This window comes from Rhodococcus sp. SORGH_AS_0301, from assembly GCF_030818285.1.
Taxonomy (GTDB): domain Bacteria; phylum Actinomycetota; class Actinomycetes; order Mycobacteriales; family Mycobacteriaceae; genus Rhodococcoides.
Map to the genome: position 1 here is coordinate 702396 of NZ_JAUTAC010000002.1, position 14485 is coordinate 716880.

Sequence of the window (14485 nt, forward strand, 5' to 3'; positions counted from 1 at the left end):
ACCACCCTCACCCCGCCGCGTCGGCGGGGTGAGGGCGTCTCAGTACTGCACCAACGGGTCCGCGCGCCGCAGGTCCTCCACCGAGACCGCGCGGCCCGTGGCGTCGGCGAGGGGAACGCGCCAGTTCCGATACTGGGTCTCGTCGGTTCCCGGCTGGTTCTGGATGCGGTGCTCGCCGACCATGTCCACCAGTGCCACTCCGATGAGCAGGGACGGGCTGCGCTGGATCAGCCGGTACAGCGCCGCGACCGTCTCCCCGGTGGACGCACCGTCCGCGAGCAGGCCACGCTCGCGCGCGAGATCCAGCACGGACTCACGCTGTTCCTCGTCCTGCGCACGCTCCTCGTCGACGGCTCTCTCGAGGAGGCCGAGCCGCGATCGCAGATCGATGTGCTCACCCGCCAGGTACCCGGCGGTGGGCGGCAGGTCGTGGGTGGTCACCGAGGTCAGGCACAGCTCGCGGTACTTCTCCGGAGCGATGGGGCCGTCGTCGTCCCGCTCGAACCACAGGATGGACGTGCCCAGCACGCCCCGCTCGGCCAGGTAGTCCTGGACGACGGGTTCGAAGACGCCGAGATCCTCACCGATGACCACGGCGCCGGCCAGTTCCGCCTCGAGCGCGAGGATGCCGATGAGCGCCTCGTGGTCGTACGTGACATAGGTGCCGCCCGCGGGAGTCTCGGCATCGGTGGGGATCCACCAGAGCCGGAACAGTCCGAGGATGTGGTCGACCCGCAGACCGCCCGCGTGCTTGAGCACGGTGCGCAGCATGTCGCGATACGGTGCGTACCCGAGTTCGGCCAGTCGGTCGGGCCGCCAGGGTGGCTGGTTCCACTGCTGCCCTTGCTGATTGAAGTCGTCCGGGGGAGCGCCGACGGTCACGCCCTCGGCCAGTGCGGAACCCAGGGACCAGGCGTCGGCACCCGAGAGCTGCACTCCCACAGCCAGATCGTGCACGACACCGATGGCCATTCCGGCCCGGTGCGCGGTGGCCTGCGCCTCGGCCAGCTGCTCGTCGCAGATCCACTGGAGCCAGCTGTGGAACTCGATGCGATGCGCGAGTTTCGCCTGCTGCCGCTGGACCCACGGCGTGCCGGGGGCGGCGGCCTTCGTCTGCCATCGCGTGTCGTCCGGCGACAGCTTCTCCGTCAGTGCGCACCACGTCGCGAAGTTGTGCAGGCCCACGCCCTCCGCGGCGCGGAACTCGTCGAACGCGGCCTGGCGGGACGCGCTCCGCGGAACGAGGAAGATCGCTTCGAGCGCGCGGAGTTTCGCGCGCAGAGATTTGTCCCTGTCCAGATCGTCCGTGCGACCGTCGGCGCGGTGCAGTCGGCGCGCGGTGTCGCGGATGCGGGCATACCTGTCGCGCGGCAGCATCGCTGTCTCGCGGATGTTCTCGACGCGGATGTAGAGCGGATTGAAGAATCGACGGGTGGTCGGCAGATAGGGCGAGGCCTCGATCGGTGGCCGCGGCGCCGCGGCGTGCAACGGATTGACCAGGACGTAGTCCGCCCCGTGCTCGCCGCCCAGGATCGCCGCCATGTCGGCCAGATCGGCCAGATCGCCGATGCCCCACGACTGTGCGGACCGGATGGAGTAGAGCTGCGCCAGCACGCCCCATCGTTGACGATCGGACAGTGCCTCGGCGGTGGACAGACGGGCCGGCGTGACGACCAGCGTGCACGACGCCTCGAGACCGTCGTCCCCCTCCGCGCGCAGCGTGTGCCATCCGAGCGGGAGATCGACCGGGACGGCGAACGTGGCTCGGCCGACGAGGGCGCCGTCGATCTCGCGGGGGTCGACCCAGACGTCCTGCTGAGCCGCCTCGCGCGTGCCGCCGTCCTCGAGCTCGACGGTGACCGTCACGGACGTCCCGTGCGGCACGTGGACGGGAACGTGGTGGTCCTTGCCGGACGTGACCACGACGACCGCCGGCACGGTGCGCCGCCAGGGTGCCTCGTCGTGATCGACGATCGCGGTCTCGATGTCGTCGTCGCTGTCGACGGGCACGTCGAGCGCCGTCAGGACCGAGCGGAGGGTGGATTCACCGACGTCGCGGCGGGCCTTGTCCCACCCCTCGTACGACGTGGCGACGCCGTGGAGCCCGGCGAGGTGGCGTAGTCGTTCGATGTTCGTCACGCTTCGATGGTAGTGCCGCGCGGGGGTGGCCGCGGACGTGAGAACCGTGTCCCGACTCGATCTGGAACACTGGTGGCACCTGCAGAATCGGTGGGGGAGGTGGAGAACGGTGACGAGTGACCCCGCGGACATACGTGCCCGTCGAGCGGACACCGTGCGGACCATCGCCGAGTCGACGCGCATCGAGTCGGACCGGTCCGGACGCGCTCACGAGCCGCTGTCCGACCGCGCCGCGCTGCTCGTCGCACTGGGTCGTCTCGACGAGGAGACGCGCGGCATCGCGCTCACGCGCCTGCGCGCCGGCCGGAAGTTCCCCGCACTGGGCGGATTCGGCACCCTGCGGCTGATCACGGAGGAGCTGCACTGGATCGACGGTCGCACGGCCGTACTGCGCACCGGGCCCACGCGCCTGGCTCTGCTGCAACGGCACGTGCTGCTCGAACGTCGACTGGGGTCGTACCGCACGCGGTTCGTGATGAGTTCCGGTCACTACGCGTCGGGGGTCCGCGCGATCCGCCGGGAGCGGCGCGAGGGCATCCACCTCGACGTCGACCAGCGCACCGCCCTCTTCGAGGCGTTGCGGCACACGCCGACTCCGCTCGGTGTCGGACCCGGTCCACTCTCGCGAGCCCGAGGGATCCTCGGCGGCGCCGCGGCGGAGCGCCTCGACACGCTGCACGCGCGGGGCGCCGACGTCGTCCGCACCCTCGCGGGCACGGACGCGGATCGGTTCGCCGATCGCTACGACACCCTGCTGTTCCTCGCCGGGATGTACCACGACCGGATCCTCTCCTCGCGGATCTGGCGCTCGGACCTGTTCGCGGTGGCCCGGGCGCAGCTCGACCCGGGAACCGAACTGGTGCAGATCGCAGTGGACGTGGTCGCACTCGCCCAGTTGGACGCGGAACTCACCGCGGCCTTCGAGGCGCAGGGGGACACGGTGGACGAGGAGGGTCGACGCGAGGTGCTCGTGCGCCGAGCCGATCTCATCCCGGTGTGGGATCAGGTGATCGACCGGGTCGCCGCGTTGTCACGCGTGGTCGACGAGATCGCGGTGGCGGAGATCGAGCACCGGAGCCTGGACGCCGTGCAGCGCACCGTGGGCCTCGACCAGCGCATCGACGATCTCATCTCCCGGTCCGGTACGCGGGAGATCTCGGCCGACAACACCCATTCGGTGTCCGATCAGATCTCGCGGGACACGCTCTGACGTGCGCCCGTGCCTTCGTCCTGTTTGGAACGAGTCGGATCGGTGAAAGTACGGTAGTACGCGGTCGACCTCTGAGCGCGTGACCCGCGCCGGAAGGACGACCTCCATGCCAGCAGTACTCGAACGCGCCCGTATCGTCGCGCCACCGGGATGGAGCCGTTGGCTCATTCCGCCGGCCGCCCTCGCGATTCATCTCGCGATCGGCCAGGCCTACGCGTGGAGCGTGTTCAAGGCCGCCATCTCCTCCGACACCGCCATGGGACTGAGCGGGACGATGACCGCGATCCCGTTCCAGCTGGCCATCGTCATGCTCGGCCTCTCCGCAGCCGTGCTCGGGACGAAGGTGGAGACGCACGGTCCGCGGTGGGCCATGACGATGTCGCTCCTCTTCTTCTGCTCCGGGCTGCTCATCTCCGCCCTCGGCATGAGCCTCGACCAGTTCTGGTTGGTGATCGTCGGATACGGACTCGTCGGCGGCATCGGCCTCGGCATCGGGTACATCTCCCCGGTCTCCACGCTGATCAAGTGGTTCCCCGATCGCCCGGGCATGGCGACGGGTATCGCGATCATGGGATTCGGCGGCGGCGCCCTGGTGGCCTCGCCCCTGACCACCAAGCTCCTGTCCGCGTACGGCGGCAACACCGATGCGTCGATCGCCACGACGTTCCTCACGCTCGGCCTCGGCTACGCCGTCTTCATGGCGCTCGGCGTCGTGCTGATCCGGGTTCCCGCCGACGACTGGAAGCCGGCCGGGTGGACGCCACCGCAGACCCCGGCGGGTCAGCACACCGCACGCGTGTCCGCGGCGAACGCCGTCAAGACCCCGCAGTTCTGGTTGCTGTGGATCGTGTTGTGCTTCAACGTCACCGCCGGCATCGGTATCCTCGAGCGCGCCGCGGGCATCTACACCGACTTCTTTCCCGACCCCACCGCCCCGGAATCCGTGGTGGCAGCGGCCGCGGGCTTCGTCGCATTCCTCTCGCTGACGAACATGCTCGGCCGGTTCGTGTGGTCGTCGGTGTCCGACCTGGTGGGTCGCAAGAACATCTATCGTCTCTACCTCGGTGTGGGCGCGCTTCTCTACCTGTACATCTCGCTCTTCACGAACACGAACAAGGTCCTGTTCCTCGTCAGCGCGATGGTGATCCTGTCGTTCTACGGTGCAGGCTTCGCCACGGCGCCCGCCTACCTGCGTGACCTGTTCGGTACCTATCAGGTCGGTGCCATCCACGGACGACTGTTGACGGCCTGGTCGGTCGCGGGCGTGCTCGGACCACTGATCGTCAACGCGATCGCCGACCTCGGCGAGGAGGGAACCACCGGACGGTACGTTCCCGCGTTCGTGACGATGATCGTCCTGCTGTCCATCGGCTTCATCGCGAACGAACTGATCAAGCCCGTGGATCCGAAGTACTCGGAGCCGGACCCGGAGGCGACGACGCCGGGCACTGTGACCGACGAGGGCACGAACGACAAGAACGAGGCGACGGTATGAGCGAGACGGAGCAGGGCGCGCGTGTGCCCGTCGTGGTGGTGTCCTGGCTGTGGGTCGGGGTTCCCTTCGCCTGGGGTGTCTACGAGCTGATCCTCAAGGCCAAGAACCTCTTCGGTGCGTGACCGGAGCGTCGATCTCTGGCCTCGCCCGCCTGTTCTGCCGCGCCCCGTGATCATGGACCAGCGGTGGGAACGCCTCGTGTTCCTGCACTGGCGTGTCGCCCCGGACGTCGTCGCGCCGTTGCTGCCTCGCGGCATCGTCCCCGACACGATGGACGGGTACACCTATGTCGGACTGATCGGCTTCGAGATGGTGGGGGCCGGGTTGGGGTACGGCCGACCGGTACCGCGACTCGGAACCTTCGGCGAGATCAACGTGCGGCTCTACAGCCGCGACGGTGACGGTCGCCGAGGGGTCGTGTTCCGTTCTCTCGACGCCACCCGTGCCGCAGTGGTGCTGGCCACGAACGCGGCGGGGGTGCGGTATCGCTGGTCGCACATCGACATCGTCGACGACGGTGATCCTCGGAACCGGGTCGTCGGCTACCGCTCTCGTCGACTGGCACCGCCGCACCGTGGTGCGACGACGGACTTCACCGTGTCCCCCGGCGACACCGACATGTCCGACGATCCGCTGTCGGTGTTCCTCACCGCTCGGTGGGGGATGCACACGTCCGTCGCGGGCCGACCCGTCTTCGTCCCCAACACCCACCGCCGGTGGCCGCTGCGCGCGGCGACCCTGGTGCGCTGCGACGACCAGCTCATGGCCGCGGCGGGCGTGGGGGACCTGGCCGCCCGTCCGCCGGACTCCGTGCTGTACTCCGACGGTGTCCGGACGCAGTTCGGCCGTCCCTACGCCGCGACACCGGTGCGCGACTAGATCAGTCCGTGGCGCGGCGGGTGCGCCCCGGTCAGCGCGTACCGGCCGACGTGCTGAGTCTTCCATCGCACAGGGTCGTGGAGCGTGTGGGTCCTCGCGTCGCGCCACAGCCTGTCCAGCCGTAGAGAGGCTGCGGCACTGCGAGTTCCGCCCGCGTCGAACAGTGCCGTGGTGGCGTCGAGGGACGCACGCGCCGAGGCGACCTTGGCCGCTGCTGTCGCGATGGAGGCCGCCGCGGCGCTGTCCGTTGTGAGCTCGCGCTCGGCCACGTCGATCGCCTCGCCGGCCTCGCGCACGAGCGCCTCGGCCCCGCGCACCCCGATCTCCACCTCGCCGAACTGCTGCAGCAGCAACGGATCCCGGTCGGCCGTCGCCACGTCGGCGTCCACCGGAGGGCGAGCGACGACCACGACGTCGCGAGCGGTGTCGACGGCGGCGCGGGCGATGCCGGCATCGATGGCGGCGTGCAGCAGCTGAGCGCGCGCCCCGTAGGTGGTCGCGTCGTCGAAGAGGGCGGAGTACGGCACGAGGGAGTCGGTGGGCACCACGACGTCCGTCAGGGTCACGGTGCCGCTGGCCGTCGTGCGCTGCCCGAGCCCGTCCCAGTCGTCCTCGACGAGCACCCCGGGTGCGTCCGCCGGGATGTAGGCCAGCACCTTCCGGCTCTGATCACCCTGCTCGCCGGGGCCCGCCTGCACGCCGCGGACCACCAACCAGTGTGCGAAGAGCGCGCCCGTCGAGTAGTACTTGGTGCCGTTCAGCGACGAGGTGCCGTCCGGACGGGACGTCACCGTGGTCCGGTCGACCGCGATGGAGGGTGTGCCGCGCTCGCTCTGGGCGTTGGCGAAGCGGCGACCGGCGAGGGCCTCGGCGAAGAAGCGTCGCTGTTGCTCCGTCGATCCCTGTCGCCGCAGCGCGTCGAGGAAGGTCATGTGGCTCTGCGGTATCTGCGCGATGCTGGCGTCCCCGCGAGCGAGCGAGAGGAACACCGAGGCGAGGGTGCGCGCCGAGACCGGCCTGCCGCCGAACTCCGCGGGCACGGTGATGCCCAGCAGCCCCGACGCGGACAGCAGGTCCAGTTCCGGGCCGGGCAGCCGTCGATCGCGGTCACGTTCGATCGCGGACGGGGCGATCTTCGCCCCGAGCGCGGCGGCGACGGCCAGCGCAGCGTCGTCGTCGAGCACTGGCGGCAGGGTCTTCGGGCCGGGTTCGGTGGTCATCGGGCGGGGAGGAACGGGGTGTGGCCCGTGGCGCGTGCCGCGGCGCCGCCGGAGAACAATCCGCGGCTGCGCAGCTGGGGGATGACACCCTCGCCGAACCAGTACAGCTCCTCGAGGTGTGGATAACCGGAGAGAACGAACTCGTCGATGCCGACGGCCGCGTACTCCGCGATGCGATCGGCCACCTCGGTGTGGCTCCCGACGAGGGCCGTTCCGGCTCCGCCGCGCACCAGGCCGACACCGGCCCACAGGTTGGGGGAGATCTCGAGTGCGCGCGGGTCCTTCCAGGACCCGGTCCTGCGGCTCTCCTCGTGCAGGGCGAGCATCGCGCGCTGGCCCACCGACTCGCTCCGCGCCAGGTTGGACTGCGCCGTCGCGACGGCGTCCTCGCCGAGCGCCTCGACGAGCGCGCCAGCCTGCTTCCAGGCCTCCTCGGACGTGTCGCGGGTGATCACATGCAGGCGGATGCCGAAGCGCACGGTGCGTCCGCGCTCGGCCGCGAGTCCGCGGATCCACTCGATCTTCTTCGCCACGGCCGCGGTCGGCTCACCCCACGTGAGATAGACGTCGGAGTGGTCCGCCGCCACCGGGCCCGCAGCGGGAGAGGAGCCGCCGAAGTACAGCGGAGGCGTGGGGTCGGGGAGGAACGGCAGCGACGCGTCCTCGACCTGGATGTGCGTGCCCTGGTGCGTCACCGACTCGCCGCGCCAGAGGCCGCGGACGATGGTGAGGAACTCGTCCGTGCGGGCGTACCGCTCGTCCTTGGACAGGTGATCGCCGTACTGACGCTGCTCGTGAGCCTCGCCCCCGGTGACGACGTTGAGCAGGAGTCGGCCGGGCGCATGGTTGCTGAACGTCGCCGACATCTGCGCCGCGAGGGTCGGGCTGATCAGACCCGGTCGGAAGGCGATGAGGAATGCGAGCTTCTCGGTCTCGCGGGCGAGCATCGCCGTGGTGAGCCACGCGTCCTCGCACCACGCGCCGGCCGGGGTGAGTGCACCGGTGAAGCCGAACTCCTCGGCCGCGCGGCCGATGGACGACAGGTACCCGATGCTCGCGCGACGATCTCCGCCCGCGGCGCCGACTCGCGTGCCGTGTCCGCCGCCGACGATCGACCTGCTGTCGCCGTAGGTGGGAAGGAACCAGTGCAGGGCGAGAGAAGAGTTGTCGAGGGTCACTCGTCCCACCGTAGGACCGTCGCGGCGCCCCGCGAAGCGTTGGAATCAGGTTGATTCTCGGCGTGTCAGCCCCGTGCCACGAGGAGAGGAACGGTCATCTCGACGTCGGTCAGGGAGCCGTGATGGCCGGGCAGCGCCGACTGGTTCGGTTCGGCCCCGCGGCGGATCAGGGCGCCGTCGCCGAGAGCCAGAGCCAGGACGTCACCGATGCACGCCGCGACGTCGGGGCGCACGGACGGCCCGAACCAGCCCCGGGAGACCGCATCGTCGCGGCCCACCACCAGGTGGTCCGGACCCAGGGTCTCCCGCCAGGCATCGAGCACCGTGGCAGCGGCGCCGGCGTCGGCGAAGACGTGGCGCGCGCGGGGTTCGCCGCAGATCATCCGGACGTCGGCGGTGAGCGCGGGCGTCGCGTCGATGTCCACGCGGGTGCCGATCTGCACCATCCCGTGATCGGCGGTGACGATCAGCGCTGCGTCGGAGGGCAACTCGCCGAGGATGCCGGCGACGATGGTGTCGACCTGAGTCAGCTCGTGGCGCCACGCGTCGGAGTCCGGCCCGCGCACGTGGCCGGTGAGGTCGAGTTCGGACCAGTACGAGTAGACGAGGGACCGCCGGCCGCGCCGCAGCGCGCGCGAGGTCTCGGCGACGAGGTCGCCCGCGGACACCGACGCGGAGAAGTCCCCGCCGCGCAGCACGGCGCGGGTGAGCCCGGACTCGCGCTGGTAGGACGGCGCGATGCGAGTGACGGACACCCCGTCCGCCGCGGCGCGCTCGAACACGGTGTCGCGAGGTTGGAACTGTTCCGGAACGAGCTCGGCGAGCAGATCGACGCGGGGTCCCTGACCGTGCAGACGCCAGTGCAGCGGATTCATCGGACGGTCGAAGCCGGGCACGGCGGTGAGGTAGCCGACGATGCCGTGCTCACCGGGCGTGCGTCCGGTGCCCAGTGACGCCAACGACGTCGCGGTGGTGGACGGGAACGTGGCGGTGACGACCCGCTCGGTGAGCGAGGAGAGTGTCGGCGCTGCCGAGGCGTGCGCCGCCAACTGTCGAGCTCCGAGGCCGTCGACCAGCAGTACGCAGACCCGCCGGACCCCGGACAACCCCAGCCCGACGGTGTCGGACTCACCGGGGACGCCGAGTGCGCCGAGCACCGACGGCAGAAGATCGGACAGGCTGTCGCCGCCGTAGCGCGGAGTGGTCACCACACATCGAAGGCTATCGGCAGCACCCTTCTCGTCAGTCGAAGAGGCTGTCACCGGTTCCGCCGGCGAGGTCGGTCCCGAACAGGTCGAGCTGGGAGCCGGACGACCGCGTCGGTCCGTCGACGCGGTCGGCGGCCAGACGCCGGTGCGCGGAGGTGAGGAGCGCGGAGGTGGTGCGCCAGACCCGCGCATCGAGACCGGCCGACGCGGCGACTCGCGGATCGGTGTCGTCGAGCGTGCGATCGAGGGCGGAGAGCTCGCACTCGCGCGCCACGTCCAGGAAGCGGACGACGCGCGTGCGATCGTGTCCGCACGCGTTCAGCACCTCTTCGACGTCGATGTCGGCGCCGCGCTCCCACACTGCCTCGGCGATCGCGCGCAGTGCCTCGGGAATCGCCGGACCGCCGTGCTCGTCCGTCCCGTCACCCGCGTCGTACTCGGGCGTCGGTTCACCGAACGCGTCGAGGTAGGGCCGCGCCCCGAGCCCGGCCCGGAGATGCTCGGCGGCCTCGCCGGCGAACTTCTCCATGACGGCCAGCATGTCGGCCACGTGCTGCGGGACGAACGGCACCACCGTGACGTCGATGGTGGCGACGATGCGATCCTCGTCCAGCAGCACCTTGACGTGCGGCCACCGGCGATTGACGTCGTTGACGACCGACAGTGCTCGCGCCTCGTCGGTGACGCCGGCCGCGAGCGGCGCGAGGATCTGTACGAACGGTGCCTCCGGGGTGGGGCACAGGTAGAGCCAGGCCGGCCCGAGACGGAACGGGTAGTCGCCGTCCTCGTCGGGGTGCGGCACGAACCCGAGGATGTGCAGGAGCGTCTGCTCGATGATCTCGAGACGGGCCTCGGGACCGGACGTGCGGACCGGCCGCAGCGGGTCGAACGGGACAGGGTCGGACGGCGGCGCGTCCTCGGGGTCCGTGGACGACGCGCCGAACCGGTCCTCGATCACGGGGCCGCACAGGTCACCGTCCAGCTCGAGGAACGACGGATGCGGGACACCCCACACCGAGTGCAGGACGCGGACAGCGGCGTCGGCGAGTTGGTCGGCGTAGCGCCGCGGGCGATCGACGAACCAGTTCACCGGCTCGTCGTCGCGGCGAGCGGTGTGCGGGAGCGACGGCGGCGGCGCGAACCCGAACTGCTCCAGCAGTGCGCGCCCCTCGGACGTCCACCGGCGGTGCTCGGCGAGGTACTCGTCCGCCAGCACCTCGCACCGGACCGTCTCGTCGTCCCATCCGTAGAACTGCAGGCACGGCGGAACCGGATCGGAGTCGGCGTGCGGGCACGCGAGCACCAGAGAGTGTCCCGCCGGCATCCCGTCGAGGTGATCGGCGAGCAGGGTGCGGAACCGGCTCCAGGCGGCCTCGGGCGAGAGGTCGACACTGTTCAGGTCGTTCATGGGGCGACCGTAACGCGGCCCACCGACACGGTGTCGCGAGTCCCGGCTCACACGGTCAGATCGGCGTACTCCTCGTGCGTCTCGACGAAGTGGTGCACGTAGGAGCACGACGGGACGATCTTCAGCCCCGCGGCGCGTGTGTCGTCGAGTGCGTGACGCACCAGGACGGCCGCGAGTCCGCGGCCGCGGAACTCGGGAAGCGTCACGGTGTGGTCGAAGTCCCGGACCGTCGGATCGGTCTGCCGATACTCGGCGTAGCCGGCGACCTCCTCACCGACGAGGATCTCGAAACGCTGACGATCGGGATGGTGCTCCACGCGGGTGTCGTCTGTGTCTGCCATGGACCGAACCTACTCGCCCGCGCCGGGACGAGGGCCCGTGCTTCCGAGGGCGTCCAGCAGTGCGCGTTCGTAGGTCGCGAACTCCCGCGTGGTGGCGGTCTCGGCGCGTCGCGGCCGCGGCAGATCGATGCTCACGTCGGCGACCACCCGCGCGGGCCGCGGCGACAGCACGACGACCCGGTCCGACACCTGCACCGCCTCCCGGATGTCGTGGGTGATCATCAGGACCGTCCAGCGGTACCGCTGCCACACCTCCTGCATCCAGTCCTGCATGGCCGTCCTGGTCAGCGAGTCGAGAGCGCCGAACGGCTCGTCCAGCAGCAGGACGTCGCGTCCCTGCACGACGGTCCGGAGCAGTGCGGCCCGCTGCCGCATCCCGCCGGACAGCGACGAGGGGCGTGCGTCCTCGAAGCCGTCGAGGCCGAAGACCGGGAACAGGTCGCGGGCCCGGCTCCGCGCCTGCGCCTTCGGAACCCCCTGCACCTCCAGCCCGAGTGCGGTGTTCGCCAGAACCGAACGCCACGGGAACAACAGGTCCTTCTGCGGCATGTACGCGCAGCGCGGTGTCACCACGGTGCCGCTGTCCGCGGTGTCGAGACCGGCGAGGAGGGTGAACAGCGTGCTCTTGCCGCAGCCGCTCGGGCCGACGATCGACACGAACTGTCCCCCCTCGACGGCGAGGTCGATCCCGTCCAGTACCGGTGTGCCCGGGTAGGACTTGCGCACCGAGGTCAGCTCCAGAACAGGATCCGTCATCGCGTCCCTTCCTTCGCCGCGAGCGCCCACGGCGCGAGAAGCCGCTCGGCCACGAACGTGAGGAGGAAGAGTGCGATGCTGCACACCGCCGTGACCACGACCGCGGCCAGCACGAGATCCGTGCGGAACGCGTTCTTCTGCTGCGCCATGTAGATGCCCAGACCCGACGTGGCGCCGACGTACTCGGAGAAGACGGCACCGACGACGGCGTAGGTGATCCCGATGCGGAGCGCGGTGAAGAAGCGCGGCAGCGCGGACGGGAGCCGGACGTACCGGAACTGTTGTCGCCGTGACGCTCCCATGCTGCGCAGCAGTGCGTCGGACTCCTTGTCCGCGGAGGCGAATCCCTCGATCAGGCCGAGGGTCATCGGGAAGAACGTCACCAGCGCGATCACCAGGAGCTTGGGGAGGATGCCGAATCCGAACCAGATGATCATCAGGGGAGCGACGGCGATGACCGGCAGCGTCTGCGACACCACGAGCAGGGGAACGACGGCGCGGCGCAGCCACGGCGAGAAGTCCACGGCCGTGGCGATGATCCACGAGATCGTCAGGGAGACGGCGAAACCGAGCAGAGTGACCTGAACGGTGGACGATGCGTGACCCGCGATGACGGCACGGTTCGTCCAGCCCTGATCGACGACGCGGGCGGGGGAGGGGAGTACGCGCGGCGAGATGCCGCTGACGACCACGTACACCTGCCAGGCCGCCACGAGGCCCGCCGCGAGCAGCAGCGCCGGCGCGTACCGCCCCACCTGTCCGCCGCGCTCAGCCCTGATCGAGGTACTCATCGGTGAAGTAGGTCGACCAGTCGGGCTCGGTGGTCAGCGGTGCGCCGTCGGGCCCGGCCAGGACACCGGCGTCGAACAGGAACTTCGAGTACCCGGACCATCGCTCCAGGGTCTGCGTCCCGACGCGGCCGTTCTCGTCGAGCATGTAGTCCTCCGCCAGCATGCGCTGACTCTCGACGACCAGGTCCTCGTCGGGAAATGCTCCCGGGTTGGCGTCGATCAGATCGCGCGCGCCCGCGTCGGGATCGTCGGCGGCCTTCTGGTAACCCTTCTGCAAGGCCTGCACGAACTGTCGCGCCTGTTCGGGGTGCTCGGCCATCCACTCGTCACCGCCGTCGACGACGATCGCGTACGAGTCGGGGAAGCCGAAGTCGGTGTAGTCGAAGTACGTCATCGGGGTTCCGGCCCGCTCGGCCTCGAGACCCTCCCACGCGAAGTAGGAGACGGTGAAGTCCGCGGTACCGGAGTAGACCGCCTCGTACGCGGACGTCCCGAGCACCACGGTCTCGAAATCGCCGGTGCCACCGTCGTTCTCGATCACCTTGCGGAGGGTGGCCTCCTCGCCCGCATCGCCGAACCCGGCGTAGGTCCGCCCGTCCAGGTCTCGGGGGCTCCGGATGTCCTGCCGGTCGGCGCGGACGCCGATGCCGGTGGCCCAGTGCTGCAGCGGCGCCATCACCGAGGTCACCTTCGCACCGGCAGCGCGGGCGTAGGTGGCGGAGCTGTGGAAGCTGATCCCGAACTCGGCGTTGCCGGAGTCGATCAGCGTGTCGGGGGACGTCGAGTTGTACGGCAGGATCTCGACGTTCAGCCCGGCGTCCGCGAAGTAGCCCTCCTGCTGGGCGACGAACAGGCCCGTGTGGTTCGTGTTGGGTGTCCAGTCGAGCGCGAAGCGGATCGTGTTCGCGTCGGAGGCATCGGACGTGGCGCAGCCCGCGAGACCCGCGGCGGCGACGAGCGACACGGTGAGCAGAGCCGCGACGCGCCCGACCCTCGTGTGCCGCGCCCTCATGCGTCCGACCCCGAAGCAGGCCAGGGCACGGTGTTCAGGGCGGTGTCCCAGAACAGCAGTTCGTAGCGCATCGCCACGACGAACGCGTCACTCATCCGCTGTCGTTCGGCCGGGCCGGCCACCTCGGCAGCCGCGTCGACGAGCTCGCGGGCGCGCGCGGCGGAGGTCTGGAAGTCCTCGGCGTCGTACGTCGTCACCCACCGGGCGTACGGGTGGTGCGGATCAGCGTCGAGCACGGCGCGGGCCGAGGCCGCGAGTCCGCGGCCGACCTCGGCGTAGATCCAGAAACAGGGGAGCGCGGCCGCGGCGCCGACGGCGTAGGTGTCGGTCGCCGCCGTCGCCGTGAGGAACGAGACGTACCCGAGGCACGCCTGGCTGTGCTCGACCGGCTTCTCCGACGGACCGCCGAGTGCGACGTCGGCGAGAAGGCTGGTGTGCAACGACTTCTCGACCGTCGCGGCCGTCGCCGCCGACGTGGCCCAGAACGCTCCGGCCTCCGGATCGACTGCGCGCGAGGACAGGAGGGCCAAGGCCTTCGCGTATCCCTCGAGGTAGAGGCCGTCCTGCTCGATGTACGTCCGGAACGACGTGATCGGCAGGGTGCCGTCGCCGAGTCGGGTGAGGAACTCGAGATCGCCGATCCGGGCCCGCAGGCCTGCCGTGCGGTCCCAGAGGAAGTCGGTGAAGCGTGTGAGGTCGGCTGCATCCGTGGTGGAGGCAGCGTCGACCGCATGGTCGTACGGCGTCATGGCCGTGACATCCCTTCGTCAGAATTACCTGCATCAGGTTCTCGGGTGTGGTCTCAGCCTCGCGACGCGAAGCACCCCGTGTCAGAACTCGCCGACCAT

At 70.2% G+C, this 14485-nt stretch carries 14 protein-coding genes and 1 riboswitch; of the genes, 4 read left to right on the forward strand and 10 right to left on the reverse strand.

The features are described from left to right. Positions 1–39: 39 nt before the first annotated feature. Complete coding sequence (gene malQ, locus QE397_RS03895; protein ID WP_307091882.1) at positions 40–2139, reverse strand: 4-alpha-glucanotransferase; 2100 nt, start codon at positions 2137–2139, stop codon at positions 40–42. A gap of 109 nt (positions 2140–2248) precedes the next feature. On the opposite strand from malQ, the gene QE397_RS03900 reads away from it, so the two are divergent. From QE397_RS03900 to QE397_RS03915, 4 genes are all read left to right on the forward strand, one after another. Beyond that, entirely contained in the window at positions 2249–3349 is a 1101-nt protein-coding gene (locus tag QE397_RS03900) for a hypothetical protein (protein WP_307091884.1), read from the forward strand. A gap of 106 nt (positions 3350–3455) precedes the next feature. Beyond that, positions 3456–4844 (forward strand): OFA family MFS transporter, encoded by a 1389-nt coding sequence (locus tag QE397_RS03905; RefSeq protein ID WP_307091886.1) that lies wholly within the window; start codon positions 3456–3458, stop codon positions 4842–4844. Then, on the forward strand, positions 4841–4966 hold the full coding sequence (locus QE397_RS03910) for a hypothetical protein (RefSeq protein ID WP_307091888.1): 126 nt from the start codon (positions 4841–4843) through the stop codon (positions 4964–4966). The genes QE397_RS03905 and QE397_RS03910 overlap by 4 nt, the downstream gene beginning before the upstream one ends. 52 nt (positions 4967–5018) lie before the next feature. Next, positions 5019–5723 carry a YqjF family protein gene (locus QE397_RS03915; protein ID WP_307097339.1) on the forward strand — a complete coding sequence of 235 codons (705 nt, stop codon included), beginning with the start codon at positions 5019–5021 and terminating at the stop codon, positions 5721–5723. Here the strand turns inward: QE397_RS03915 and QE397_RS03920 are convergent. From QE397_RS03920 to QE397_RS03960, 9 genes are all read right to left on the reverse strand, one after another. Then, entirely contained in the window at positions 5720–6943 is a 1224-nt protein-coding gene (locus QE397_RS03920) for an SfnB family sulfur acquisition oxidoreductase (RefSeq protein ID WP_307091890.1), read from the reverse strand. The genes QE397_RS03915 and QE397_RS03920 overlap by 4 nt on opposite strands. After that, a complete protein-coding gene (locus QE397_RS03925; RefSeq protein ID WP_307091892.1) occupies positions 6940–8121 on the reverse strand; it encodes an LLM class flavin-dependent oxidoreductase in 1182 nt (393 codons plus the stop codon). Before QE397_RS03925 ends, QE397_RS03920 begins: the two co-directional genes overlap by 4 nt. Before the next feature lie 65 nt (positions 8122–8186). Then, positions 8187–9332, reverse strand: a complete 1146-nt coding sequence (locus tag QE397_RS03930) for an alkaline phosphatase family protein (protein ID WP_307091894.1) — start codon at positions 9330–9332, stop codon at positions 8187–8189. Between the two features lie 31 nt (positions 9333–9363). Next, positions 9364–10737 (reverse strand): hypothetical protein, encoded by a 1374-nt coding sequence (locus QE397_RS03935; protein ID WP_056448399.1) that lies wholly within the window; start codon positions 10735–10737, stop codon positions 9364–9366. A gap of 47 nt (positions 10738–10784) precedes the next feature. Continuing rightward, a complete protein-coding gene (locus QE397_RS03940) occupies positions 10785–11078 on the reverse strand; it encodes a GNAT family N-acetyltransferase (protein ID WP_027504953.1) in 294 nt (97 codons plus the stop codon). A 9-nt stretch (positions 11079–11087) separates the two neighbouring features. Beyond that, positions 11088–11834, reverse strand: a complete 747-nt coding sequence (locus QE397_RS03945) for an ABC transporter ATP-binding protein (protein WP_222632758.1) — start codon at positions 11832–11834, stop codon at positions 11088–11090. Further along, positions 11831–12625 carry an ABC transporter permease gene (locus QE397_RS03950; RefSeq protein ID WP_307091899.1) on the reverse strand — a complete coding sequence of 265 codons (795 nt, stop codon included), beginning with the start codon at positions 12623–12625 and terminating at the stop codon, positions 11831–11833. The genes QE397_RS03945 and QE397_RS03950 overlap by 4 nt, the downstream gene beginning before the upstream one ends. Next, positions 12603–13637 carry an ABC transporter substrate-binding protein gene (locus QE397_RS03955; protein ID WP_056448409.1) on the reverse strand — a complete coding sequence of 345 codons (1035 nt, stop codon included), beginning with the start codon at positions 13635–13637 and terminating at the stop codon, positions 12603–12605. Before QE397_RS03955 ends, QE397_RS03950 begins: the two co-directional genes overlap by 23 nt. Further along, complete coding sequence (locus QE397_RS03960) at positions 13634–14386, reverse strand: TenA family protein (protein ID WP_307091902.1); 753 nt, start codon at positions 14384–14386, stop codon at positions 13634–13636. Before QE397_RS03960 ends, QE397_RS03955 begins: the two co-directional genes overlap by 4 nt. Further along, positions 14380–14475: riboswitch (TPP riboswitch) on the reverse strand. Its footprint overlaps the gene before it by 7 nt. Positions 14476–14485 lie beyond the last annotated feature (10 nt).